Below are 22,636 nucleotides of genomic sequence, written 5' to 3' on the forward strand. Positions count from 1 at the left end.
CAATTCTAGCGTTCGGCCCACACTACCAGCACGTCGGTGCTGAAGGAGCCGTCGGCTTCAATTTCAAAATAATCGCGGACTTCCTGGCCCATCGCCTGCTGCAACTGCAGGATGGCGGCGCGCAAGACTGGCGGCGTGCGCATGCGTTCAACCCAGGAGCTGTATTCCAGGCGCAGACGCTGGCGGCTGCTGTTGCGCACGTGCAAACCGGCTTCGCTGATCTGGCGCATCCACTCACCGGCGGAGTAATCGCGCACATGACTGGTGTCGCGCAGCACTTCGACGGTTTGCAGGTAAGTGTCCAACAGCGGGCTGCCCGGTGACAAGACGTCGACGAAAGCCGCTACACCGCCCGGTTTGAGCACCCGGCGCACCTCCCGCAGGGCCAGGCCCAGGTCGCTCCAGTGGTGAGCCGAGTAACGGCTGAACACGAAATCGAATTCGCCATCGGCGAACGGCAAGCATTCGGCGGCGCCCTGCACGGTGCTGATGTTGCTCAGCCCACGGTCCACAGCAGCGGCAGCAACCACGTCGAGCATTTGTTGCGACAGGTCGTAGGCCACCACTTCTTTAACCAGCGGCGCAACATGGAAGCTGACATGACCCGCACCGCAACCCAAGTCCAGCAGTCGTGCAGCGCCCTGCCCGGCCAGCTCGGCCTGTAGCAGTGCGAATTCGGTGCCTTGAGCGTGAACAGCACTGCTCAGGTAGGCCGAAGCCTGTTCACCGAATTGTTTTTGTACGACTTGGGTGTGGACGGTGCTGGTCATCGTCATTTCCTTATTGGAGTGCTTCTTTTTGCAGGAGCAAGCTTGCTCACGAAGGTCGCCAACGATAACGCTGGGAACCTGACACCCAATGGCGCTCTCAGGTTTTTCGCGAGCAAGCTCGCTCCTACAGTTTTTACGCGTCGCGAAACAACCACGGCTGGCTCGCCCGGTGCTTGGCTTCAAACGCAGCAATCGCCTCGCCGTCCTGCAAGGTCAAGCCGATATCGTCCAGGCCATTGATCAGGCAATGCTTGCGGAAGGCGTCGAGCTCAAAGCTCAGCACCTTGCCATCCGGACGGGTCACGGTTTGCGCCGCGAGATCGATCTTCAGTTCATAGCCAGGGTTGGCCTCCACCTGCTGGAACAGCTCATCGACTTCAGCATCGCTCAAGATGATCGGCAGCAAGCCGTTCTTGAAGCTGTTGTTGAAGAAGATATCGGCATAGCTCGGCGCGATGATGCTGCGAAAACCATATTCTTCCAGGGCCCACGGCGCGTGCTCACGGCTGGAGCCGCAGCCGAAGTTTTCCCGGGCCAGCAGCACGCTGGCGCCCTGATAGCGCTCGGCGTTGAGCACAAAGTCCTTGTTCAACGGGCGCTTGGAGTTGTCCTGGTAGGCGTAGCCCACGTCCAGGTAGCGCCACTCATCGAACAGGTTAGGGCCGAAGCCAGTGCGCTTGATCGATTTCAAGAACTGCTTGGGAATGATCTGATCGGTGTCGACGTTGGCACGGTCCAACGGCGCGACTAAACCTGTGTGTTGGGTAAAAGCTCTCATCGGGTATTCCTCAGATCAATTCGCGAACGTCGATGAAACGACCGTTGACGGCAGCGGCTGCGGCCATGGCCGGGCTCACCAGGTGGGTACGACCACCGGTGCCCTGACGCCCTTCGAAGTTACGGTTGGAGGTAGACGCGCAATGCTCGCCCGACTCCAAACGGTCCGGGTTCATCGCCAGGCACATGGAACAGCCCGGCTCACGCCATTCAAAACCGGCTTCGAGGAAGATCTTGTCCAGGCCTTCTGCCTCGGCTTGCGCCTTAACCAGGCCCGAACCCGGGACCACGATCGCCTGCTTGATGGTCGAAGCGACTTTGCGGCCCTTGGCGATCACGGCCGCCGCGCGCAAGTCTTCGATCCGCGAGTTGGTGCAAGAGCCGATGAATACGCGATCCAACTGAATATCGGTAATCGCCTGATTGGCTTTCAAGCCCATGTACTTCAAGGCACGTTCGATGGAGCCGCGCTTGACCAGATCGGTTTCCTTGGCCGGGTCCGGGACGTTTTGATCAACGGCCAGGACCATTTCCGGGGAGGTGCCCCAGCTGACTTGCGGTTTGATCTGCGTGGCATCGAGCGTGACCACGGTGTCGAACACCGCGTCCTCGTCAGACACCAAATCTTTCCAGGCTTCGACCGCCGCATCCCACTCGTCAGCTTTCGGTGCGAACGGGCGTCCCTTGACGTAGGCAACGGTCTTTTCGTCTGCTGCCACCAGGCCCACACGGGCGCCAGCTTCGATGGACATGTTGCAGATGGTCATGCGACCTTCGACGGACAGGTCGCGAATGGCGCTGCCAGCAAATTCGATGGCATGGCCGTTACCGCCGGCGGTGCCGATCTTGCCGATGATGGCGAGGACGATGTCCTTGGCGGTCACGCCGAAGGGCAACTCACCTTCGACGACTACCTGCATGTTCTTCATTTTTTTGGCAACCAGGCACTGGGTGGCGAACACATGCTCCACCTCGGACGTGCCGATGCCATGAGCCAAGGCGCCGAACGCACCGTGGGTCGAGGTGTGGGAGTCGCCGCAGACCACGGTCATGCCTGGCAAGGTGGCGCCCTGCTCAGGGCCGATGACGTGAACGATGCCCTGGCGCACGTCATTCATTTTGAATTCGGTGATGCCGTACTCGTCGCAATAGTCGTCGAGGGTCTGGACTTGCAAGCGCGAGACCGTGTCGGCAATGGCGTCGATACCGCCCTTGCGTTCAGGGGTGGTCGGCACGTTGTGGTCTGGCGTGGCGATGATCGAGTCGACGCGCCAAGGCTTGCGCCCGGCCAGTCGCAGGCCTTCGAACGCTTGGGGCGAGGTCACTTCATGGATGATGTGACGGTCGATATAGATCAGCGACGACCCATCATCACGCCGTTTCACTTCATGGGAATCCCAAAGCTTGTCGTAAAGCGTTTTGCCGGCCATCAGTCGGTCCTCATCAGCTTTTCTTTCTATGCCGTGGGTTTTGTTCAATAACCCCTTGGCTTGTGAGGTCGATCCTATGGGGTTACATTAAATAACTCAAATTCATATTTTTCATGCTTTGGATAACCAACTGGAATACCACCATGGACCTGGCCAACCTCAATGCTTTTATAGCCATCGCCGAGACCGGCAGTTTCTCCGGTGCCGGTGAACGGCTGCACCTGACCCAACCGGCCATCAGCAAGCGCATCGCCGGTTTAGAGCAGCAATTGAAGGTGCGCTTGTTCGACCGCTTGGGCCGTGAAGTGGGCTTGACCGAGGCCGGCCGGGAGCTTTTGCCCAGGGCGTATCAGATTCTCAACGTACTGGATGACACCCGCCGCGCCCTGACCAACCTGACCGGCAAGGTCACCGGACGGCTAACCCTGGCCACCAGCCATCACATCGGCCTGCACCGCCTGCCGCCGGTATTGCGTGCGTTTACCCGACAATACCCGGAGGTAGCCCTGGATATTCAGTTTCTCGATTCGGAAGTGGCCTACGAAGAAATCCTCCATGGCCGCGCCGAAGTAGCGGTGATTACCCTGGCGCCGGAGCCGCATACACTGGTACGAGCGACACCAGTGTGGGATGACCCGCTGGATTTCGTGGTGGCGCCAGAACACAGTCTGGTCAATAACGGCACGGTCAACCTGGCCGACATCGCCCGGCACCCGGCGGTATTTCCCGGCGGCAACACCTTTACCCACCATATCGTGCAACGGCTGTTCGAGGCCCAGGGCCTGACGCCGAACATCGCCATGAGTACCAACTACCTGGAAACCATCAAGATGATGGTCTCCATCGGCCTGGCCTGGAGCGTGTTGCCGCGCACCATGCTTGATGAACAGGTGACAAGTATTGCTTTGCCGGGCATACAACTCAGTCGCCAGCTAGGCTATATCGTGCACACCGAAAGGACACTGTCGAACGCTGCACGGGCTTTCATGAGCCTATTGGATGCACAGGTCGATCCGGCAGGGATGCTGGCCTGAAGCCGTGCGGCCCGTAGACCCTGAACCCGCGCCGAACGCCCATCGAGCCAAGGCCCTTTGATAATGCGCAATCCCGTCAACCCCGTGCCACCGCTGCCACGCATCTACGCCCTGGACCCCCAGGAGGCGGAGCAAAGCTGGGACAGCGCCCCGCAACTGCTGGCAGCACTCAATGCCGCTCGGCTGGGCGCCTGGAGTTGGGAAATAGACAGCGGGCGGATCAGTTGGTCGCGGGGCACCCAGGCGTTATTTGGTTTTGATCCCCGCCAGCCGCTGCCCAAGGACCTGGATTATCTCGACCTGCTGGCCGTCGAGGACCGCGAACGGGTAGTCCGCGCCTTTCATGCCGTGCTAGCCGGCGAACCCTTCGCGAACGCCATGCACCACCGCATTCAATGGCCCGATGGCAGCCTGCACTGGCTGGAAATCAATGGCAGCCTGCTACCGGACAAGACAGGCAGGCGGCGAATGATCGGCGTAATTCGCGAGATCACCCACCAGCGCGAGCGGGAACATGCCCTCAGCCATTCGGAAAAACGCTTCGCCACGCTGTTCCACCTGTGCCCCAATATGGTTCTGCTGACCCGCCAGGAAGATGGCCTGATCAGCGAGGCCAACCAGTATTTCGAAAGTTTGTTCGGCTGGCCGGTGACCGACGTCATTGGCCGCACCACGCTGGACCTGGGCTTGTGGGTACACCCCGAGCAGCGCGCCCTGTTGGTCAAGGCCACACAACGCAAGGGCGAGCCCATCACCATGGAGGTGCAGTTTCGCTCCAGCAACGGCCAGATGCATGACGGCACCCTCAGCGCCCAGAAAGTCGAATTGGAGGGCCAGGCCTACCTGCTCAGCACCTTCCTCGACACCACCGAACGCAAAAACGCCGAGCAAGCCCTCAAGGACAGCCAGGAACGCCTGGACCTGGCCCTGGATTCAGCACAACTGGGCACCTGGGACTGGCACATCCCCAGCGGCATGCTCTATGGCTCGGCCCGCGCCGCACAGTTGCACGGCCTGGAATCCCAGCCATTTCACGAATCTTTCGACGCCTTTTTTGAAGGCATGCCCGATGAGGAGCGGGAAAACATGCGCCATGCCTATCGCACGCTTCGCGAAGGCCCGGCGGGCAATTACCAACTGACCTACCGCGTACAGTTGGAGGACGGCAGCTCGCGCTACCTGGAAAGCCGCGCCCGCCTCTACCGCGACGACCAAGGCCAGCCGTTACGCATGGCCGGGACCTTGCTCGACATCACTGACCAGGTGGAGCGCGAACAGCGCCTTAGCGCCTCCGAAGAAAAATTCGCCAGCCTGTTCCTCGCCAGCCCCGACCCGATTTGTGTCACGGGCCTGGAAAGCGGCCAGTTCATCGAGATCAACCCCAGCTTTACCCAGACCTTCGGCTGGACCGCAGCCGAGGTGATCAACAACAGCGCCGAGCAAATCGGCCTGTGGGACGAATCCACCAGCCGCCTGCAACGCATTGAACAAGTGATCCGCGAACAAGCCCTGAGCAACGTGGCGATCATCGCCCATCACAAAAACGGCCAGCGCCTGACCTGCGTGATGTCCAGTCGCCTGATCAAAGTCGGAAACCAGCCTTGCGTCGTTACCACCCTGCGGGACATCACCCAGCAGCAACGCTCGGAAGCCGCGCTCAAGGCGAGCGAGGAGAAGTTCGCCAAGGCGTTTCATTCCAGCCCCGATGCGGTGTCCATCACCGAACGCGACACCGGCCGTTATCTGGAGGTGAATGACGGATTCTGTCGCTTGACCGGCTACCGGGCTGACGAAGCCATAGGCCTAACGCTTTACCAGATCGGCATCTGGGCCGACGAGAACCAGCGGGCCGCGCTGCTGGCTGAACTTCAGATCAAGGGGCGCATCCATCGTCTGGAAATGCTCTGGCACAACAAACGCGGGGAAATCCTGGCAGTGGAGGTGTCGGTGGAGCCAATCACCCTCAATGAAACCCCGTGCCTGCTGCTGACCGCCAGGGACGTCAGCCTGTTGAAAAACGCGCAGGCGCAGATCCGCCACCTGGCCTATCACGACCCACTGACCAACCTACCCAATCGCGCATTATTGATGGACCGTCTGAGCCAGCAAATCGCCCTGCTCAAGCGCCACAACCTGCGAGGCGCGCTGCTGTTTCTCGATCTGGATCACTTCAAGCACATCAACGACTCCCTCGGCCACCCGGTGGGCGATACGGTGCTGAAAATCGTCACCGCCCGCCTGGAAGCCAGCGTACGCATGGAAGACACGGTGGCGCGCCTGGGAGGCGATGAGTTTGTGGTGCTGCTTAGCGGCCTGGAGGGTTCACGGGGGCAAGTCAGCAGACAGGTGCAGGAGTTGGCCGATACCCTGCGTGAGCTACTGTCGGAACCGATGTTTCTCGATGGGCATCGCTTGCAGGTCACCCCCAGCATTGGGGTAGTGCTGATTCCCGATCATGGCTCGACACCGGCAGATCTGCTCAAGCGTGCCGATATCGCGCTGTACAGGGCCAAGGACTCCGGGCGCAACACCATCCAGATGTTTCATAACAGCATGCAACGCACCGCCAGTGAGCGGCTGCGCATGGAAACCGACCTGCGGATGGCGCTGTCTCGTGGTGAGTTCAGCGTGCATTACCAGCCGCAAGTAGACGCCCGGGGCAACCGCATCGTGGGTGCCGAGGCCCTGGTGCGCTGGCAGCATCCGCAACTGGGGGCGCAATCTCCTGCTGAATTTATCAAGGTACTGGAGGACAGCGGGTTGATTCTCGAGGTGGGCACCTGGATTCTCGACGAGGCCTGTGGTGCCTTCGCCCAACTGATTGCCGAAGGCCTGGTGGACCCGCTGAATTTCAGCCTGTGCGTGAACATCAGCCCCCGTCAGTTTCGCCAGAATGACTTTGTCGAACGGGTCGAACGCAGCCTGAAGCAGAACAAGCTGCCCTTTACTCTGCTGAAACTGGAAATTACCGAAGGCATCGTGATCCAGAACCTGGATGACACCATCAGTAAGATGCGCCGCCTGAAGAAACTCGGCGTCAGTTTTGCCATGGATGATTTTGGTACCGGCTACTCATCGCTCACCTACCTCAAGCGTCTACCCGTGGACGCGCTGAAGATCGACCAGTCCTTCGTACGCGATGCCACCCACGACCCCAACGACGCGGAAATCATTCGCGCCATCGTGGCCATGGCCCGCAGCTTAAACCTGGAGGTGATTGCCGAGGGCGTGGAGACACTTGAGCAACTGGCATTTTTGCAGGGCTTGGGCTGTCATTTGTATCAGGGGTATTTGCACAGTCGGCCACTGCCGATGGAGGGGTTCAAGCAATTGCTGATGTAGTCAAACGTGAAAAGGGCTCACCTTGCGCAAGGTGAGCCCGACGCCAATCAAACCAACTTGATGCCTTGGTATTCGGCGACCAACCGCCAGTGCAACGGCGGTGCCGCGCCCTTGATCCCATAGCGATCTTCATGACCGCCAATCACCGCCACCGAGTGCCCGTCATATTTCTTCAAAAAACTTTAGGCTGCTTCTGGATGAACCATCCCCAGTAAACGACTAACCTGCCCCAGATCGGTTTCCCGGCGCATTGCCGTAAATAGCTCCACCGCCTCGGGATAGTTACGGGTCAGCATCGCCAGCCACTGCTTTAAACGGCCCGGAGCCTGGCGCTCAGTGAGTTGCGCGACGGATTGCGTCCAGAACTCGTGGAGCATGGGTTGCATTTGCGCCCAGGTCATTTCCACCACATCCTCGCCCGCACGAGCAGCAGCAATCTGCCGAGCCAGGTCGGGACGGGCCACCAGGCCGCGACCGAGCATGATGTCCTCGACACCGCTGATTTCCCGGCAACGACGCCAGTCTTCGACGCTCCAGATATCGCCGTTGGCGAACACCGGCACCTTGACCACGTCCTGCACCCGGGGAATCCACTCCCAATGAGCAGGCGGTTTGTAGCCATCCGCTTTGGTGCGGGCATGAACGACGATGTGCGCGGCGCCGCCTTCCGCCAGGGCGGTGGCGCAGACCAGCGCGCCATCCGGGCTGTCGAAGCCCAGGCGCATCTTCGCGGTGACCGGAATATGTGCCGGTACTGCACGGCGCACATGCTCGACGATCTGGTTGAGCAGTTCCGGCTCCTTGAGCAACACTGCGCCGCCACGGGATTTGTTGACGGTCTTGGCCGGGCAACCGAAATTCAGATCGATAACTTCAGAGCCCAGCTCGCAAGCCAGGGCGGCATTTTCCGCCAGGCACACCGGATCAGACCCGAGCAATTGCACGCGCAGCGGCACGCCCGCAGCGGTTTTGGCGCCGTGCAGCAATTCTGGAGCAAGCTTGTGGAAATAGGCTGGCGTCAGCAGGCGGTCGTTGACCCGAATGAACTCGGTCACACACCAATCGATACCGCCGACCTGGGTCAGCACGTCACGCAGGATGTTGTCGACCAACCCCTCCATGGGCGCCAAAGCAATTTGCATGGGAAACACTCAACAAAAAACGTGGAGCAGTTTACTGGGTTTCCCACAGCAACCGTTAACCCCTGCGTCAGATACGCAATGCCTGGCCGTAACCTTCGATAAATTCCGTCGGCATGCGCTTGGGCTTGCCGCTGGACAGCTCGATGCAGACAAAGGTGGTTTGCGCCCGCAACAAGGTGGTGCCATCACTGGGGCGAACCAGCTGGAAGCGCCGGGTCATTTTCAGGCGCTGGTCCCAGTCGACGATCCAGGTCGCCAGTTGCAGCTCGTCGCCTTCATAGCCAGCGGCCAAGTAGTCGATCTCATGACGGACCACCGCCATGGCACGATCCAGCCGCCGATACTCGGTCAGGTCCAGCCCCAGACGCTGGGAATGGCGCCAGGCGCAGCGCTCCAGCCAGGACACGTACACCGCGTTATTGGCGTGGCCCAACCCGTCGATGTCCTCGGCAGCGATCTGCAGATCGATGATAAACGGCGTTGCCAAATCCCAGCCCATACCTTGCTCCCGGTCGATTAATGTCGGCGGCGAGCAGTGTAACCCATGGTTCAGGCCGTTTGCCGCTCTGGCAGGCGGCGACCGGCCAGCAGCGCCAGTACACCCTCCACCACCCGCGGGTCGGCTAGCACTTTCTGGTGCCCGCCTTGCTCCAGGCGCAGCAGGCGGCTGTCGAACCAGGCGTCGTGAATCAACTGTGATTCCGTCACTGGCACGAACGTGTCGTCTTCGGCGTGGACAACCAGTCCCGGCATCTCCAATTGATAGTGGGCGACATCCAGACGCGCCGCCTGGATTCCCACATCCTGCTCAACCTCACGGATAAATGCCGAACGCGCCTTGGGCGGCAAGCCGACCATGCGCGCATAACCGCGCAGCACACCCAGAATCCGCGCCGGGGCCGCAATGCTCACCAGCGCTTCGGTACGCAGGCCCAACTGGACGGCCAGCATCGCACTGGCTCCGCCCATGGAATGACCGATCACCGCGCGCAACGGCGGCAACTCGGCGGCTGCCTCCAGCATGGCGCGGGCGAACAACACCACATTGGCCTCGCGCCCCGGCGAGCGGCCATGGGCCGGACCGTCCAGCGCTACCACCGAATACCCGGCATCCACTAGAACGCTGATCAGACTGGCAAACTGAGTCGGCCGCCCTTCCCAGCCGTGCATCATCAATACGGTCGGTCCCTGCCCCCAGCGCAATGCCGACAGGCCGAAACGCAAGGTGATGCGCTCCGACTGCGCAAGCAACGGCAACTCCCAGTCCCTTGGCGGCAACCCCCTAGGCGTCATGAAAACCAGGCGCATCCTGCTGGCCACGGTTTGCGGCGCCAGCCAGCCCAAGGTGCCGTTGATGCCACGAATCCACTTTAACGTGCCCATCGCTCACTCCTCAGGCCAGCGGCCACCTTCAGCGCACTGCCGACTTGGCCGCGCGCAATATCCGATCCGATAACTCACCCGGCCCCAAGGCACGGGCCAACGCCAGGCCACCGATCATCAATGCCATGTCGGCCAGGGCCTTGTCGGTGTCTTCAGGGGTGGCCGCCAATTGCGCGGCCATCAACTCGACGTGTTCATTCAAGACTTCGCGAAATTCGTCTGGCAGGCGGCTCATTTCCCCCACCGTTGCCGGTATCGGGCAGGCCAGGGCTGTAGAGTCACGGTGCTTGCGTGACAGGTAAAACGCCGCCACCAAAGCCCGACGCTCTTCGCCCGTCAGTTCGGTATCCATCTCATCAATAGACGCTCGACGCCGCGCCAGCAATTGCTGGAAAGCCTCTAGCATCAAGGCATCCTTGCTTTCGAAGTGCGCGTAGAAGCCGCCCACCGTGAGCCCCGCCGCGCCCATGACTTCGCCGACACTCGGCTCGGCCGGGCCACGCTGGATCAGCGCGGCACTGGCGGCCTGCAGGATGCGTTCACGGGTTTGCGCTTTTTTATCGTTCATCGTCGCCTCCGAATATTACGATTGAAATATTATATGCATAATACTTCTGCGCAAGCTTTCCGTATGACCGCTGGTCAGAAGAACATTTTGGAAGAGGGAGAATTGGCTAAACGCCAGACAAACAAAAGGGCCATTCAATAATTGAATGACCCTTAAAAATCCCGCAGAGCGGGTAATCGTGGCGTCCCCTAGGGGACTCGAACCCCTGTTACCGCCGTGAAAGGGCGGTGTCCTAGGCCACTAGACGAAGGGGACACAAACCTTCTATACAACATGATCAGGCTAAGCCTGATCGATTCAAGGCCGGTGTGGCCAGACCTTGAACTGTAAAATTGGTGGAGCTAAACGGGATCGAACCGTTGACCTCCTGCATGCCATGCAGGCGCTCTCCCAGCTGAGCTATAGCCCCGATTTTTCGCCTCGCGGCGCAGCAGACCTTGCGAGCTGCTTGTTGAAACTGGCGTCCCCTAGGGGACTCGAACCCCTGTTACCGCCGTGAAAGGGCGGTGTCCTAGGCCACTAGACGAAGGGGACACAAACCTTCTATACAACATGATCAAGCTAAGCCTGATCGATTCAAGGACGGTGTGGCCAGACCTTGAACCTGTAAATTGGTGGAGCTAAACGGGATCGAACCGTTGACCTCCTGCATGCCATGCAGGCGCTCTCCCAGCTGAGCTATAGCCCCTCATCGGTGAGGACGGGGCGAATCTTAATGGCGCTTTGGAAAGCTGTCAAATTTTTTCTCAACAATTTCCAAAGTTTTTTGTCGGCATAACAATCACTTACCGACCAAACCCCGGAAAACCGGGGTTTGGTCGACACAACAGCCCGGTTAAGCGATAGCGCCCAACAGCTTTTCCCATTCCTTGTTTTCTTTCTTCGACACACCACCAAGCAAATCAAGGGCTTGGCGCAGACGGAAACGGGTCAGGTCCGGGCCGAGGATTTCCATGGCATCAAGCACCGACACCGAGCTGGCTTGCCCGGTGATGGCGGCAAACATCAGCGGCATGGCATCGCGCAGCTTCAGCTCCAGAGACTCGACCACGGCCTGGATAGTCGCGGTGATCGGGTCCTTCTCCCACTGACGCAGGCTTTCCAGCTTCCACAGGATCAACTGCATCAATTGGCGAACCTGATCGCCCGACAGCTTCTTCGATTCGAACAACTTCACGTCCGGCGTCACGCCTCCGGCAAAGAAGAACCCGGCCAGTGGTGCGATCTGGCTGAAGGTTTCCACCCTGCCCTGCACGTGCGGCGCGATCTTCATCATGTACTCAGGGTTCAACGCCCACTGCTGCACGCGGCTGGCGAACTCTTCCACCGGCAGGTCACGCAGCCACTGGCCATTGAGCCAGGACAGTTTCTCAACGTCGAAGATCGGCCCACCCAGGGAGACGCGCGACAGGTCGAAGTTGTCGACCATTTCCTGCAACGAGAACTTCTCACGCTCGTCCGGCATCGACCAGCCCATGCGACCCAGATAGTTGAGCATCGCTTCGGGCATAAAGCCCATGCGCTCATAGAAGGTCACCGAGGTCGGGTTCTTGCGCTTGGACAGCTTGCTCTTGTCCGGGTTACGCAACAGCGGCATGTAGCACAGCTGCGGCTGTTCCCAGCCGAAGTATTCGTAAAGCAGGATCAGTTTCGGCGCCGAAGGCAGCCATTCTTCGCCCCGCAGTACGTGAGTGATGCCCATCAAGTGGTCATCGACGACGTTGGCCAGGAAGTAAGTTGGCAGGCCGTCGGTCTTCATCAGCACTTGCATGTCCATGCGATCCCACGGGATCTCGACATCGCCACGCAGCATGTCCGGGACCACGCAAATGCCTTCGCTCGGCACCTTCATGCGGATCACGTGAGGCTCGCCAGCGGCCAGGCGCTGGGCCACTTCTTCCTTGGAGAGCAGCAGCGCCCGGCCGTCGTAGCGCGGAGTCTCGCCACGGGCCTGTTGCTCGGCGCGCATCTGGTCCAGCTCCTCGCTGGTGCAGAAGCACGGGAAGGCATGGCCCAGGTCGACCAGTTGCTGGGTGTACTTTTTGTAAATTTCGCTGCGCTCACTCTGACGGTATGGGCCGTGAGGGCCGCCCACATCCGGGCCTTCGGCCCAAGTGATACCGAGCCAGCGCAGGGCGTCGAAAATCTGCTGTTCCGACTCGCGGGTAGAGCGCATCTGATCGGTGTCTTCGATCCGCAGGATGAATTCACCGCCATGCTGCTTGGCAAAGCAGTAGTTGAACAAAGCGATGTAGGCAGTGCCGACGTGGGGATCCCCAGTGGGCGATGGCGCGATGCGCGTGCGGACGGTGGTCATGGCGGGTCTCGAATGGGCGATAAAACTGAAATTGAAACAAGGGGCGAATGGTAACAGCCCGAAGCACTCGGGCTCCAGCGTATGGCGGCCAACAAAGGGCATATAAGCCAAGCTTCGGTCTACAGGAATGCTTTGACCGGACATGGCTATTTGCCAAATCGTTAGCTGGCTATATTTCATTACCTTTTGTTACTGACTCTGCCCTCATGCCTGCCCAACTCAAACGTCGCCTGTTTATCTTTCTGTTTATTGTCGCCCTGATCGCCCTAGGATTTTTCGCCCAGTGGTTCTTCAAGGGCCGCTTTTATGAAAGCACCGACAACGCCTACGTCCAGGGCGAAATTACCCGTGTCTCCAGCCAGCTCGGCGCGCGCATCGCCGAGGTCATGGTGGGCGATAACGAGCATGTGAAAAAAGGCCAGTTGCTGATCAAGCTCGAAGGTGACGATTTCCACCTGGCCGTGGACCGCGCCAACGCCGCCCTCGCCACCCGCGAAGCCGAGCGTTTGCAGGCCATGAGCAAATTGACCCAGCAAGCCAGCCTGATCGCAGCCGCAGACGCCCAGGTCTCCTCCAGCCAGGCCAGCCTCGGCCGTGCGCAGATCGACTTGTCCCGCGCGCAAACCTTGCGTAAACCCGGCTATGTTTCGGAAGAGCGGGTCACCACCCTCTCCGCCGACAACCATATCGCCCGCTCCCAAGTGGCCAAGGCCCAGGCAGATTTGCAAGGCCAGCGCCAACAGGTCAACGCCTTGAACGCCGAGATCAAGCGCCTCGACGCGCAGATCGCCAATGCCCACGCCGACCTGGCCCAGGCCGAACTGAACCTGACCCGCAGTGAAATCCACGCACCCATCAGCGGCCTGATCGGCCAGCGCGCCGCCCGCAATGGCCAGTACGTGCAGGCCGGTGCTTATCTGCTGTCGATCGTTCCGGACCAGGACATCTGGATCCAAGCCAACTTCAAGGAAACCCAGATCGGCCACATGCAGCCTGGGCAAAAGGCCGAGCTGACCTTCGACGCTTACGGTGACACGCCCATCGAAGCTCGCGTCGACAGCCTGTTCGCCGCCTCCGGCGCACAGTTCAGCCTGTTGCCGCCGGACAATGCCACCGGCAACTTCACCAAAGTCGTACAACGGATTCCGGTAAAACTGACCTTCGCCGCCGACAATCCGCTGCACGGCAAAATCCGCCCTGGCATGTCGGTCACCGTCAAAGTGAACATCAAAGACCCAGCCGATGACCGGTGATCAACTGCTGCGCCCGGTCGGCGAACCGACCCGGCGCGACTGGATCGCGGTGATGAGCGTGATGCTCGGCGCCTTTATGGCGGTGCTGGACATCCAGATCACCAACTCGTCCCTCAAGGATATCCAGGGCGCACTGTCGGCCACCCTGGAAGAAGGCTCGTGGATTTCCACCTCGTACCTGGTGGCGGAAATCATCATGATCCCCCTCACCGCCTGGCTGGTGCAGCTGTTGTCGGCACGCCGGTTGGCCGTGTGGGTTTCCGTCGGTTTTCTGATCGCCTCGTTGATGTGCTCCATGGCCTGGAGCCTGGAAAGCATGATCGTCTTCCGCGCCCTGCAAGGCTTTACCGGCGGCGCGCTGATCCCCCTGGCATTCACCCTGACCCTGATCAAGCTGCCCGAACACCACCGTGCCAAAGGCATGGCCATGTTCGCCATGACCGCCACCTTCGCCCCCTCCATCGGACCGACCATTGGCGGCTGGCTCACCGAAAACTGGGGTTGGGAGTACATTTTCTATATCAACGTGCCGCCGGGGCTGCTGCTGATTGCCGGGGTGCTCTACGGCCTGGAGAAAAAAGCGTCCAATTGGAGCTTGCTGAAAAACACCGACTACACCGGCATCCTCACTCTCGCCGTGGGCCTGGGCTGTTTGCAGGTGTTTCTTGAAGAAGGCCACCGCAAGGACTGGCTGGAATCGAGCCTGATTGTCAGCCTGGGCAGCATCGCACTGCTGAGCCTGATCACCTTTGTCATCGTGCAGGTGTCCAAGCCCAATCCGCTGATCAATCTGGGTATCCTGGGCAACCGCAATTTCGGCCTGTCGAGCATCTCCAGCCTGGGCATGGGCGTGGGGTTGTATGGCTCTATCTATCTGCTGCCGCTGTACCTGGCGCAGATCCAAAACTACAACGCCCTGCAAATCGGCGAAGTGATCATGTGGATGGGCATTCCTCAGCTGTTCCTGATTCCGCTGGTGCCCAAGCTGATGAAGTACGTGTCACCGAAATGGCTGTGCACGATAGGATTCGGGCTGTTCGGCCTGGCGAGTTTTTCCTCGGGGGTGCTCAATCCGGACTTTGCCGGCAGCCAGTTCAACCAGATACAGATCATCCGCGCACTTGGGCAGCCGTTGATCATGGTGACCATTTCGTTGATTGCCACGGCGTACATCCTGCCCCAGGACGCCGGATCAGCGTCGAGCCTGTTCAACATTCTGCGTAACCTGGGCGGCGCGATTGGCATTGCGCTGCTGGCGACCTTGCTGGATGCGCGCACCAAGACCTACTTTGATTATTTGCGCGAGGCCATTGTGCCGACCAACCCGCAGGTGGCCGAACGCATGGCGACATTGACGCAGATGTACGGCAATGAGACGGCGGCGCTGGGCAAGCTCAGTGAAATTGCCCATCAGCAGGCGCAGATCATGGCCTACAACGATGGGTTTCATTTTGTCGGATTGGCGCTGGGGATCAGCATGCTGGCGATTTTGTTGACCAAGGCGTTGCCGGCGGGTTTGAAGGCTGGGGAAGCCCACTAGACCGAGTCGCCGCCATCGCGGGCAAGCCCGCGATGGGGCCCTGGCAGTCACTGCAAATCAGACAGTCAACAAGCGCTCGCGCAACTTGCCAATCTCATCACGCATCTGCGCCGCCGCTTCGAATTCCAAGTCGCGGGCCAACTGGTACATTTTCTCTTCCAACTGGCGAATACGCTTGGTGATTTCACTCGGCGAACGCAGTTGGGCTTCGTACTTGGCGTTTTCCTCGGCGGCCTTGGCCATGCCCTTGCGCTTCTTGCTGCGCGAACCCGGCACCGTGGCGCCTTCCATGATGTCAGCGACATCCTTGAATACACCTTTAGGGGTGATGCCATTGGCCAGGTTGAAGGCGATTTGCTTCTCACGACGACGATCGGTCTCGCCTATGGCCCGCTCCATGGAGCCAGTGATCCGATCTGCGTAGAGAATTGCGCGACCGTTAAGGTTACGGGCCGCCCGCCCGATGGTCTGGATCAGCGAACGCTCGGACCGCAGGAAGCCTTCCTTGTCGGCATCGAGAATCGCCACCAGGGACACTTCCGGCATGTCCAGGCCTTCGCGCAACAGGTTGATCCCCACCAGCACATCGAACGTACCGAGGCGCAGGTCGCGGATGATCTCTACCCGCTCCACGGTGTCGATGTCCGAGTGCAGATAGCGCACCCGCACGCCGTGGTCGGCCAGGTAATCGGTCAGGTCTTCGGACATGCGCTTGGTCAGCGTGGTGACCAGCACCCGCTCTTCCAGGGCCACGCGTTTGCCAATTTCCGAGAGCAGGTCGTCGACCTGGGTCAGCGCCGGGCGGATTTCGATTTGCGGGTCCACCAGGCCGGTCGGCCGTACCAGTTGTTCGATCACCCGACCGGCATGCTCGGCTTCGTAGTTGCCTGGCGTGGCCGAGACAAAGATGGTCTGCGGGCTGATGCTTTCCCACTCGTCAAAGCGCATGGGCCGGTTGTCCAGCGCCGATGGCAGGCGGAAGCCGTATTCCACCAGGGTTTCCTTACGGGAACGGTCGCCTTTGTACATCGCGCCGACTTGCGGAACGCTGACGTGGGATTCGTCGATCACCAGCAAGGCGTCTGCCGGCAAGTAATCGTAGAGAGTCGGCGGTGGCGACCCGGATTCACGGCCCGACAGGTAGCGCGAGTAGTTTTCAATGCCGTTGCAGTAGCCCAGTTCGAGGATCATCTCCAGGTCGAAACGGGTGCGCTGCTCCAGGCGCTGGGCTTCCACCAGCTTGTTGTTGGAACGCAGGTATTCCAGGCGCTCGGCCAACTCGACCTTGATGCCCTCGACAGCCCCCAAAAGGGTTTCTCGCGGCGTAACGTAGTGGCTTTTAGGATAGAAGGTGAAACGCGGCAGTTTGCGGATCACTTCGCCGGTCAACGGGTCGAAGGCCGACAGGCTTTCAACCTCGTCATCAAACAGTTCGATGCGGATCGCTTCCAGGTCGGATTCCGCCGGGTAGATATCGATCACATCGCCACGCACGCGGAAGGTGGCGCGGGCAAAATCCATGTCGTTGCGGGTGTATTGCAGGTCCGTCAGGCGGCGAAGCAAGGCGCGCTGGTCGAGCTTGTCGCCGCGATCAACGTGCAACACCATCTTCAGATAGGTTTCCGGACTGCCCAGCCCGTAGATGCAGGACACGGTGGTGACGATGATCGCGTCCTTGCGCTCCAGCAAGGCCTTGGTCGCCGACAACCGCATCTGCTCGATGTGATCATTGATCGAGGCGTCCTTCTCGATAAAGGTATCGGAGGACGGCACATAGGCTTCCGGCTGGTAGTAGTCGTAGTAGGAAACGAAGTACTCCACCGCGTTGTTCGGGAAGAACGCCTTGAACTCACCGTACAACTGCGCGGCCAGGGTCTTGTTCGGCGCCAGCACCAGGGTCGGGCGATTGATCTGCGCGATCACGTTGGCGATGCTGAAGGTCTTGCCCGAGCCAGTCACCCCAAGCAGCGTCTGGTGGGCCAGGCCGGCTTCGATGCCTTCAACCATCAGACGGATGGCTTGCGGTTGATCGCCGGCGGGCTCAAAGCGGGTGACTAGCTGGAAATCCGACATACGCTACCTCTGAAGTCACCCCGGCACGGTGGAACTGGCAAGGACGAAAAAAACAACATGCAACGAAGGCTGCAAAAGCGCTCGCTGCAGGAAAAAACCATGATAACTGTAGAAGTGGAGGCGAATGTGAAGGGTTTCAAGGCAATCGTCCTGCATGCGGTTTGCCATCACTGTTGCAATAAGACTAACGGTCAGTAAATAAACCGAAAAACTTGCCCGAAAAACCGTTTCGGCTGTCGCCGCGAGCAGTGATGGCCTCTATACTAGCTCCCCGTTTGTGCACCGCTCTAGTGCATTCGGCTGGAGCGCGACACGTCCCTCCTTTTCCCATTCAGAGCCCCCGCAAAAATGAGCCTGTTCTCCGCTGTCGAAATGGCACCACGCGATCCTATCCTGGGCCTCAACGAAGCATTTAACGCCGATACACGAACCACCAAGGTCAACCTTGGCGTGGGCGTTTACTGCAACGAGGAGGGGAAGATTCCACTCTTGCGTGCCGTTGCCGAAGCGGAAGCCGTTCGCGTGGCGCAACACGCGGCCCGCGGCTACTTGCCGATCGATGGCATCGCCGCCTACGACCAGGCCGTGCAAAAGCTGCTGCTGGGTAACGATTCGCCGCTGATCAGCGCCGGCCGTGTCATCACCGCCCAGGCTGTCGGCGGTACCGGTGCCCTGAAAATCGGCGCGGACTTCCTCAAGCAATTGCTGCCCAACGCTGTCGTCGCCATCAGCGACCCAAGCTGGGAAAACCACCGCGCGCTGTTCGAAGGTGCTGGCTTCGCGGTGCAGAACTATCGCTACTACGATGCTGCCACCCACGACGTGAACCGTGCAGGTCTCCTGGAAGATCTCAATGCACTGCCGGCGCAGTCCATCGTTGTGTTGCACGCCTGCTGCCATAACCCGACCGGCGTCGACTTGAGCCCGGCCGACTGGCAGAACGTGCTGGATGTGGTCAAGGCGAAGAACCTGGTGCCATTCCTCGACATGGCCTACCAGGGTTTTGGCGATGGCATCGAAGAAGACGCCGCCGCCGTGCGCCTGTTCGCCGAGTCGGGCCTGACCTTCTTTGTCTCCAGCTCGTTCTCCAAGTCGTTCTCGTTGTACGGCGAGCGCGTCGGCGCCCTGTCCATCGTTACCGAGTCAAAAGAAGAAAGCGCGCGCATCCTGTCCCAGATCAAACGCGTGATCCGCACCAACTACTCCAACCCGCCGACCCACGGCGCAGCGATTGTCGCAGCCGTGCTGAACAGCCCTGAACTGCGCGCCCAATGGGAAGCGGAGTTGGCCGAGATGCGCCTACGCATTCGCGGCATGCGGGTGCAGATGGTCGAGCAGTTGGCCAAGGCTGCACCGGGCCACGACTTCAGCTTCGTCGGTCGCCAACGTGGGATGTTCTCCTACTCCGGCCTGACCGTTGAACAAGTCACTCGCCTGCGCAACGAATTCGGTATCTATGCCCTGGACACCGGGCGCATCTGCGTGGCTGCGTTGAACCAGGCAAACATTGGTGCTGTGACCAAGGCTATCGTTCAGGTGCTGTAACCTGCCGGCGATGTAAAAAAGGGGAAGCCACTGGCTTCCCCTTTTAGTTTGTAAACACCGCCCCTGTGGCGAGTAAGCAGCCTTAAAAATTCGCTGTTTTCAACGCATCGCCCCTAGACTGGTAGCAACTCACTCCCTTTTCCTTGAGTACCCTATGAAAAACGATGACATGGACCTGCGTGCCGACCGTGACGAACCGGATCACTTCACTCCTCGCCCCCAGCACGCCAAGGGCCAAAAAAGCCTGGTCCTGCAAGTGGCCCTCGGCGTGTTCCTCGGCGGCCTGGCCTTGTGGCTGGTGCAACTGGCCGCTACTTCGCTGATGGCCAAACTGGCGATGGGCACCCTGCAATTTGGTGGCTGATCTGAGGACGGCGATGTGGCCAACGTAGTCTCGCTGGGGCTCGACAACGCTACGGTAACGCCACTGCACGCTCTTCCAGCAGGCGCACAAAACTGTTCAAGCTTTGCGACACCGTACCCCGGCGCCAGACCAGCCAGGTGTTCAACAGGCGGAACTCGTCTGCCAGCGGCCACACGCTCACCGCCGTAAAGCCCGGCATGCTTTCCAGCATGCTACGCGGCATCAACGCCAGCCCCGCACCGGCGCTGACACAGGCGAGCATGCCGTGATAGGACTCCATTTCGAAGATCTTGCCGGGCACCGAGGCGTCCTGGGAGAACCAGCGTTCAAAGTGGTGCCGGTAGGAACAGTTGGAGCGAAAGGTATAGATGCTCTCGCCGTTAACGTCCTGGCCTCGGGTGATCGGCGCGTGGTTCAACGGGGCGATTACCACCATCTCCTCCTCGAACACCGCCACGCCTTCCAGGGTCGGGTGCAGCACCGGGCCGTCGACAAAGGCGGCGGCGAGCCGGCCTGACAGCACGCCCTCGATCATCGTCCCCGAAGGCCCGGTGGTCAGGTCCAGCTCCACCTTGGCGTGCTTCTGGTTATACGCCGCCAACACCGCCGGAATGCGCACAGCGGCGGTGCTTTCCAGTGAGCCCAGCGCAAACGGCCCCTGGGGCTCCTCCCCGGCGACGGTCATGCGGGCTTCCTGCACCAAGTCGAGAATGCGCCGGGCATAGCCGAGGAAACTCCACCCGGCAGGTGACAGACGCAGGCGGCTCTTCTCACGGATAAACAGATCCACTCCCAGGTCCTGCTCCAGTTGCTTGATGCGGGTGGTCAGGTTCGACGGCACCCGATGAATCAACTGCGCGGCAGCACTGATGCTGCCTTGCTCGGCAACGGCTTTGAAAATTTCCAGCTGGACAAGATCCAAGTCATTCTCCAAACGTGAACGTATTGCTTAATATTATTCAGTTCCCGAAAAATATACAGCCCCGTACGCTGGCCTCCTTCTCATTCACTGCGCAGGACGGTGCCATGAACGCTATTTCTCACCAGACCCATGCCTTGTCGATCAACCCCGCCAACGGCGAAACAGTCGGCCAGTACCCGTTTGAATCCGAGTCGCAGCTGGACGCCGCCCTCACCCGCGCCAGCAGCGCCTTCCGCAGCTGGCGCCGCACACCTGTCGGGCAGCGCGCCGAATTGCTGCTGGCTCTGGCCACCATCCTGCGCGACCAAGCCGAAGCCATGGCGCAGATGATCACCCTGGAAATGGGCAAACCCATCGCCCAGGCCCGTGGCGAAATCGAAAAGTGCGCGCAACTGGCCGAATGGTACGCCGCCCACGGCCCGGCCATGCTCGCCCCGGAGCCGACCCTGGTGGACAACGGCCAGGCCCATATCGAATACCGCCCGCTGGGGCCAATCCTCGCCGTGATGCCGTGGAACTTCCCGGTGTGGCAGGTACTGCGCGGCGCCGTGCCGACCCTGCTCAGCGGCAACACCTATGTGCTCAAGCACGCGCCCAACGTGATGGGCAGCGCGTACTTGATGAAAGAAGCGTTCCAGCGTGCGGGCTTCGCCGACGGCCTGTTCGAAGTGATCAACGTCACCCCGGACGGCGTGTCCAAGGCCATTGCCGACCCGCGCATCGCCGCCGTCACCCTGACCGGCAGCGTGCGCGCCGGTATGGCCATCGGTTCCCAGGCCGGTGCAGCCTTGAAAAAATGCGTGCTGGAACTGGGCGGCTCCGATCCATTTATCGTGCTCAACGACGCCAACCTCGACGAAGCCGTGCAAGCCGCCGTGATCGGCCGCTTCCAGAACAGCGGCCAAGTCTGCGCCGCCGCCAAGCGCCTGATCATCGAAGAAGGCGTGGTAGAAGCTTTCACTGCCAAATTCCTCGAAGCCAGCCGCAACCTGGTGGTGGGCGACCCAACCGCCATCGACACCTACATCGGCCCAATGGCGCGATCCGACCTGCGCGATGAACTAGACGGGCAAGTCCAGGCCACCCTGGCAGAAGGCGCCACCCTCCTGCTGGGCGGTAACAAGGTCAAAGGCCCAGGCAACTTTTACGCGCCGACGGTACTGGCGAACGTCACCGACCAAATGACCTCTTTCAAACAGGAACTGTTCGGCCCCGTGGCCTCGATCATCACCGCCCGCGACGCCGAACACGCCGTGGCCCTGGCCAACGACAGCGAATTCGGCCTGACCGCCAGCGTGTTCACCACCGACCCGGAAAAAGCCCGCAACATTGCCAACGAACTGGAGACCGGCGGCATCTTTATCAATGCCTACAGCGTGTCCGACCCTCGGGTATCGTTTGGGGGTGTGAAGAAGAGTGGGTTTGGGCGGGAGTTGTCGCACTTTGGTGTAAGGGAATTCTGCAATGCGCAGACGGTGTGGTTGAATCGGCGTTAAGTCGAGCCAGGTAATGAGAGCACCTTGCTGCTCGACCTGTCCCACGACCTGACCGGCAAAGACGGCGACATAGCACTGGCCATTCACCAACTGAGCGAGTTGGGCGAGTTGGGCGTGCTGCTGATGGGCAAACTGATGGACCGCGAAACACCCTGTAGCTAAAGCCCAGCGCGGCCCTAATGAAACTAGCCCTTCAACTCACTCAACCGATGGCTCGCCGCGTCGTCATAAGCCACATACAGCGACTCGGCGACCTGGCTTTTAATCGCCTTGGCGCTTTCCAGACCTAACACAAACCCTTCGGCCTTGCCGCCAGCGCGGTTCAGGTCTTCTTTCGTGTCAGCGCCAGTGATGGCGTCGAGCAGTTTGGCGGCGTGCGGGCCTACGCCCTTGGGCAGGCTGATCTGATCGATGCTCATTGGGTTACCTCTACCGAGGTGAACGACGGGGTGCTGCGGGTTAGCGAGGTCATTGGCATACCTTGTAGGCTTGAGGCCGATAGCGCGTGAAACCACTGCCGGGGGTGGCATGGTAGACCGGTATGGGAATAAAGGGGCTGCTTTCGGCCAAAAACGGACGTTCAACAAACACCACTTAAGCCGAAATGGTTAATTCGACGTCTCTGAAAACGTAGTCAATTGAACATCCGATTCTTGCGATAAAGCCTCACAGGTTCGAGG

19 protein-coding genes, 4 tRNA genes and 2 pseudogenes are annotated in these 22,636 nt (G+C 60.1%); 9 read left to right on the forward strand and 16 right to left on the reverse strand.

Going from position 1 to position 22,636, the window contains the following annotated elements; genetic code table 11:
• Positions 1-5: 5 nt before the first annotated feature.
• Positions 6-770: a class I SAM-dependent methyltransferase gene (locus FQ182_RS22315; protein ID WP_149413709.1), complete on the reverse strand. Its 765-nt coding sequence runs from the start codon at positions 768-770 to the stop codon at positions 6-8.
• Positions 771-812: 42 nt separating this feature from the next.
• On the opposite strand from FQ182_RS22315, the pseudogene FQ182_RS30440 reads away from it, so the two are divergent.
• Positions 813-905: pseudogene (locus FQ182_RS30440) on the forward strand (outer membrane lipoprotein carrier protein LolA); the annotation flags it as partial.
• Here the strand turns inward: FQ182_RS30440 and leuD are convergent.
• Complete coding sequence (gene leuD, locus FQ182_RS22325; RefSeq protein ID WP_149413710.1) at positions 904-1,548, reverse strand: 3-isopropylmalate dehydratase small subunit; 645 nt, start codon at positions 1,546-1,548, stop codon at positions 904-906. The pseudogene FQ182_RS30440 and the gene leuD overlap by 2 nt on opposite strands.
• 10 nt (positions 1,549-1,558) lie before the next feature.
• Positions 1,559-2,977, reverse strand: coding sequence for a 3-isopropylmalate dehydratase large subunit (gene leuC / locus FQ182_RS22330; protein ID WP_149413711.1), 1,419 nt, complete (start codon positions 2,975-2,977; stop codon positions 1,559-1,561).
• 143 nt (positions 2,978-3,120) lie between these two features.
• On the opposite strand from leuC, the gene FQ182_RS22335 reads away from it, so the two are divergent.
• A complete protein-coding gene (locus tag FQ182_RS22335; RefSeq protein WP_149413712.1) occupies positions 3,121-4,011 on the forward strand; it encodes a LysR family transcriptional regulator in 891 nt (296 codons plus the stop codon).
• 63 nt (positions 4,012-4,074) lie between these two features.
• Entirely contained in the window at positions 4,075-7,353 is a 3,279-nt protein-coding gene (locus tag FQ182_RS22340; protein ID WP_149413713.1) for a PAS domain S-box protein, read from the forward strand.
• A 47-nt stretch (positions 7,354-7,400) separates the two neighbouring features.
• On the opposite strand, the gene FQ182_RS30445 is transcribed toward FQ182_RS22340, so the two are convergent.
• The 10 genes from FQ182_RS30445 to gltX form a co-directional block, all read right to left on the reverse strand.
• Positions 7,401-7,529, reverse strand: a complete 129-nt coding sequence (locus FQ182_RS30445) for a hypothetical protein (RefSeq protein WP_256666313.1) — start codon at positions 7,527-7,529, stop codon at positions 7,401-7,403.
• Positions 7,530-7,535: 6 nt separating this feature from the next.
• Entirely contained in the window at positions 7,536-8,495 is a 960-nt protein-coding gene (locus FQ182_RS22345; protein WP_149413714.1) for a tRNA-dihydrouridine synthase, read from the reverse strand.
• A gap of 67 nt (positions 8,496-8,562) precedes the next feature.
• Complete coding sequence (locus FQ182_RS22350) at positions 8,563-8,994, reverse strand: thioesterase family protein (protein ID WP_149413715.1); 432 nt, start codon at positions 8,992-8,994, stop codon at positions 8,563-8,565.
• 50 nt (positions 8,995-9,044) lie between these two features.
• On the reverse strand, positions 9,045-9,878 hold the full coding sequence (locus FQ182_RS22355) for an alpha/beta fold hydrolase (protein WP_149413716.1): 834 nt from the start codon (positions 9,876-9,878) through the stop codon (positions 9,045-9,047).
• A 28-nt stretch (positions 9,879-9,906) separates the two neighbouring features.
• Positions 9,907-10,446 carry a TetR/AcrR family transcriptional regulator gene (locus FQ182_RS22360; protein ID WP_149413717.1) on the reverse strand — a complete coding sequence of 180 codons (540 nt, stop codon included), beginning with the start codon at positions 10,444-10,446 and terminating at the stop codon, positions 9,907-9,909.
• A gap of 179 nt (positions 10,447-10,625) precedes the next feature.
• Positions 10,626-10,701 (reverse strand) — tRNA-Glu (locus FQ182_RS22365).
• 78 nt (positions 10,702-10,779) lie between these two features.
• Positions 10,780-10,855, reverse strand: a tRNA-Ala gene (locus FQ182_RS22370).
• Positions 10,856-10,904: 49 nt separating this feature from the next.
• A tRNA-Glu gene (locus FQ182_RS22375) sits at positions 10,905-10,980 on the reverse strand.
• Between the two features lie 78 nt (positions 10,981-11,058).
• Positions 11,059-11,134 (reverse strand) — tRNA-Ala (locus FQ182_RS22380).
• A gap of 147 nt (positions 11,135-11,281) precedes the next feature.
• The gene (gene gltX / locus FQ182_RS22385) at positions 11,282-12,763 is read right to left on the reverse strand and encodes a glutamate--tRNA ligase (protein WP_149413718.1); all 1,482 of its coding nucleotides are present in this window, start codon (positions 12,761-12,763) and stop codon (positions 11,282-11,284) included.
• A 206-nt stretch (positions 12,764-12,969) separates the two neighbouring features.
• Between gltX and FQ182_RS22390 the strand changes: the two genes are divergently transcribed.
• Together FQ182_RS22390 and FQ182_RS22395 are read left to right on the forward strand one after the other, a co-directional pair.
• On the forward strand, positions 12,970-14,016 hold the full coding sequence (locus tag FQ182_RS22390; RefSeq protein ID WP_149413719.1) for an HlyD family secretion protein: 1,047 nt from the start codon (positions 12,970-12,972) through the stop codon (positions 14,014-14,016).
• A 49-nt stretch (positions 14,017-14,065) separates the two neighbouring features.
• Complete coding sequence (locus FQ182_RS22395; protein WP_178114505.1) at positions 14,066-15,556, forward strand: MDR family MFS transporter; 1,491 nt, start codon at positions 14,066-14,068, stop codon at positions 15,554-15,556.
• Positions 15,557-15,613: 57 nt separating this feature from the next.
• On the opposite strand, the gene uvrB is transcribed toward FQ182_RS22395, so the two are convergent.
• On the reverse strand, positions 15,614-17,629 hold the full coding sequence (gene uvrB, locus FQ182_RS22400) for an excinuclease ABC subunit UvrB (RefSeq protein WP_149413721.1): 2,016 nt from the start codon (positions 17,627-17,629) through the stop codon (positions 15,614-15,616).
• Positions 17,630-17,977: 348 nt separating this feature from the next.
• Here uvrB and FQ182_RS22405 point away from each other — a divergent pair, with 348 nt between their 5' ends.
• Both FQ182_RS22405 and FQ182_RS22410 read left to right on the forward strand, forming a co-directional pair.
• Entirely contained in the window at positions 17,978-19,174 is a 1,197-nt protein-coding gene (locus FQ182_RS22405; protein ID WP_133102971.1) for an amino acid aminotransferase, read from the forward strand.
• 154 nt (positions 19,175-19,328) lie between these two features.
• On the forward strand, positions 19,329-19,538 hold the full coding sequence (locus FQ182_RS22410; RefSeq protein ID WP_149413722.1) for a hypothetical protein: 210 nt from the start codon (positions 19,329-19,331) through the stop codon (positions 19,536-19,538).
• A 49-nt stretch (positions 19,539-19,587) separates the two neighbouring features.
• Here FQ182_RS22410 and FQ182_RS22415 read toward each other — a convergent pair whose 3' ends face one another.
• Positions 19,588-20,460: a LysR family transcriptional regulator gene (locus FQ182_RS22415; protein WP_149413723.1), complete on the reverse strand. Its 873-nt coding sequence runs from the start codon at positions 20,458-20,460 to the stop codon at positions 19,588-19,590.
• Between the two features lie 104 nt (positions 20,461-20,564).
• Between FQ182_RS22415 and FQ182_RS22420 the strand changes: the two genes are divergently transcribed.
• Together FQ182_RS22420 and FQ182_RS29865 are read left to right on the forward strand one after the other, a co-directional pair.
• Entirely contained in the window at positions 20,565-21,956 is a 1,392-nt protein-coding gene (locus tag FQ182_RS22420; protein ID WP_149413724.1) for an aldehyde dehydrogenase family protein, read from the forward strand.
• Between the two features lie 18 nt (positions 21,957-21,974).
• Positions 21,975-22,118 (forward strand): annotated as a pseudogene (locus FQ182_RS29865) (DUF6124 family protein); the annotation flags it as partial.
• Positions 22,119-22,141: 23 nt separating this feature from the next.
• On the opposite strand, the gene FQ182_RS22425 reads toward FQ182_RS29865, so the two are convergent.
• Entirely contained in the window at positions 22,142-22,375 is a 234-nt protein-coding gene (locus tag FQ182_RS22425) for a hypothetical protein (protein WP_133102975.1), read from the reverse strand.
• Between the last annotated feature and the right edge of the window lie 261 nt (positions 22,376-22,636).

The organism is Pseudomonas sp. ANT_H4 (assembly GCF_008369295.1).
Classification (GTDB): Bacteria; Pseudomonadota; Gammaproteobacteria; order Pseudomonadales; family Pseudomonadaceae; genus Aquipseudomonas.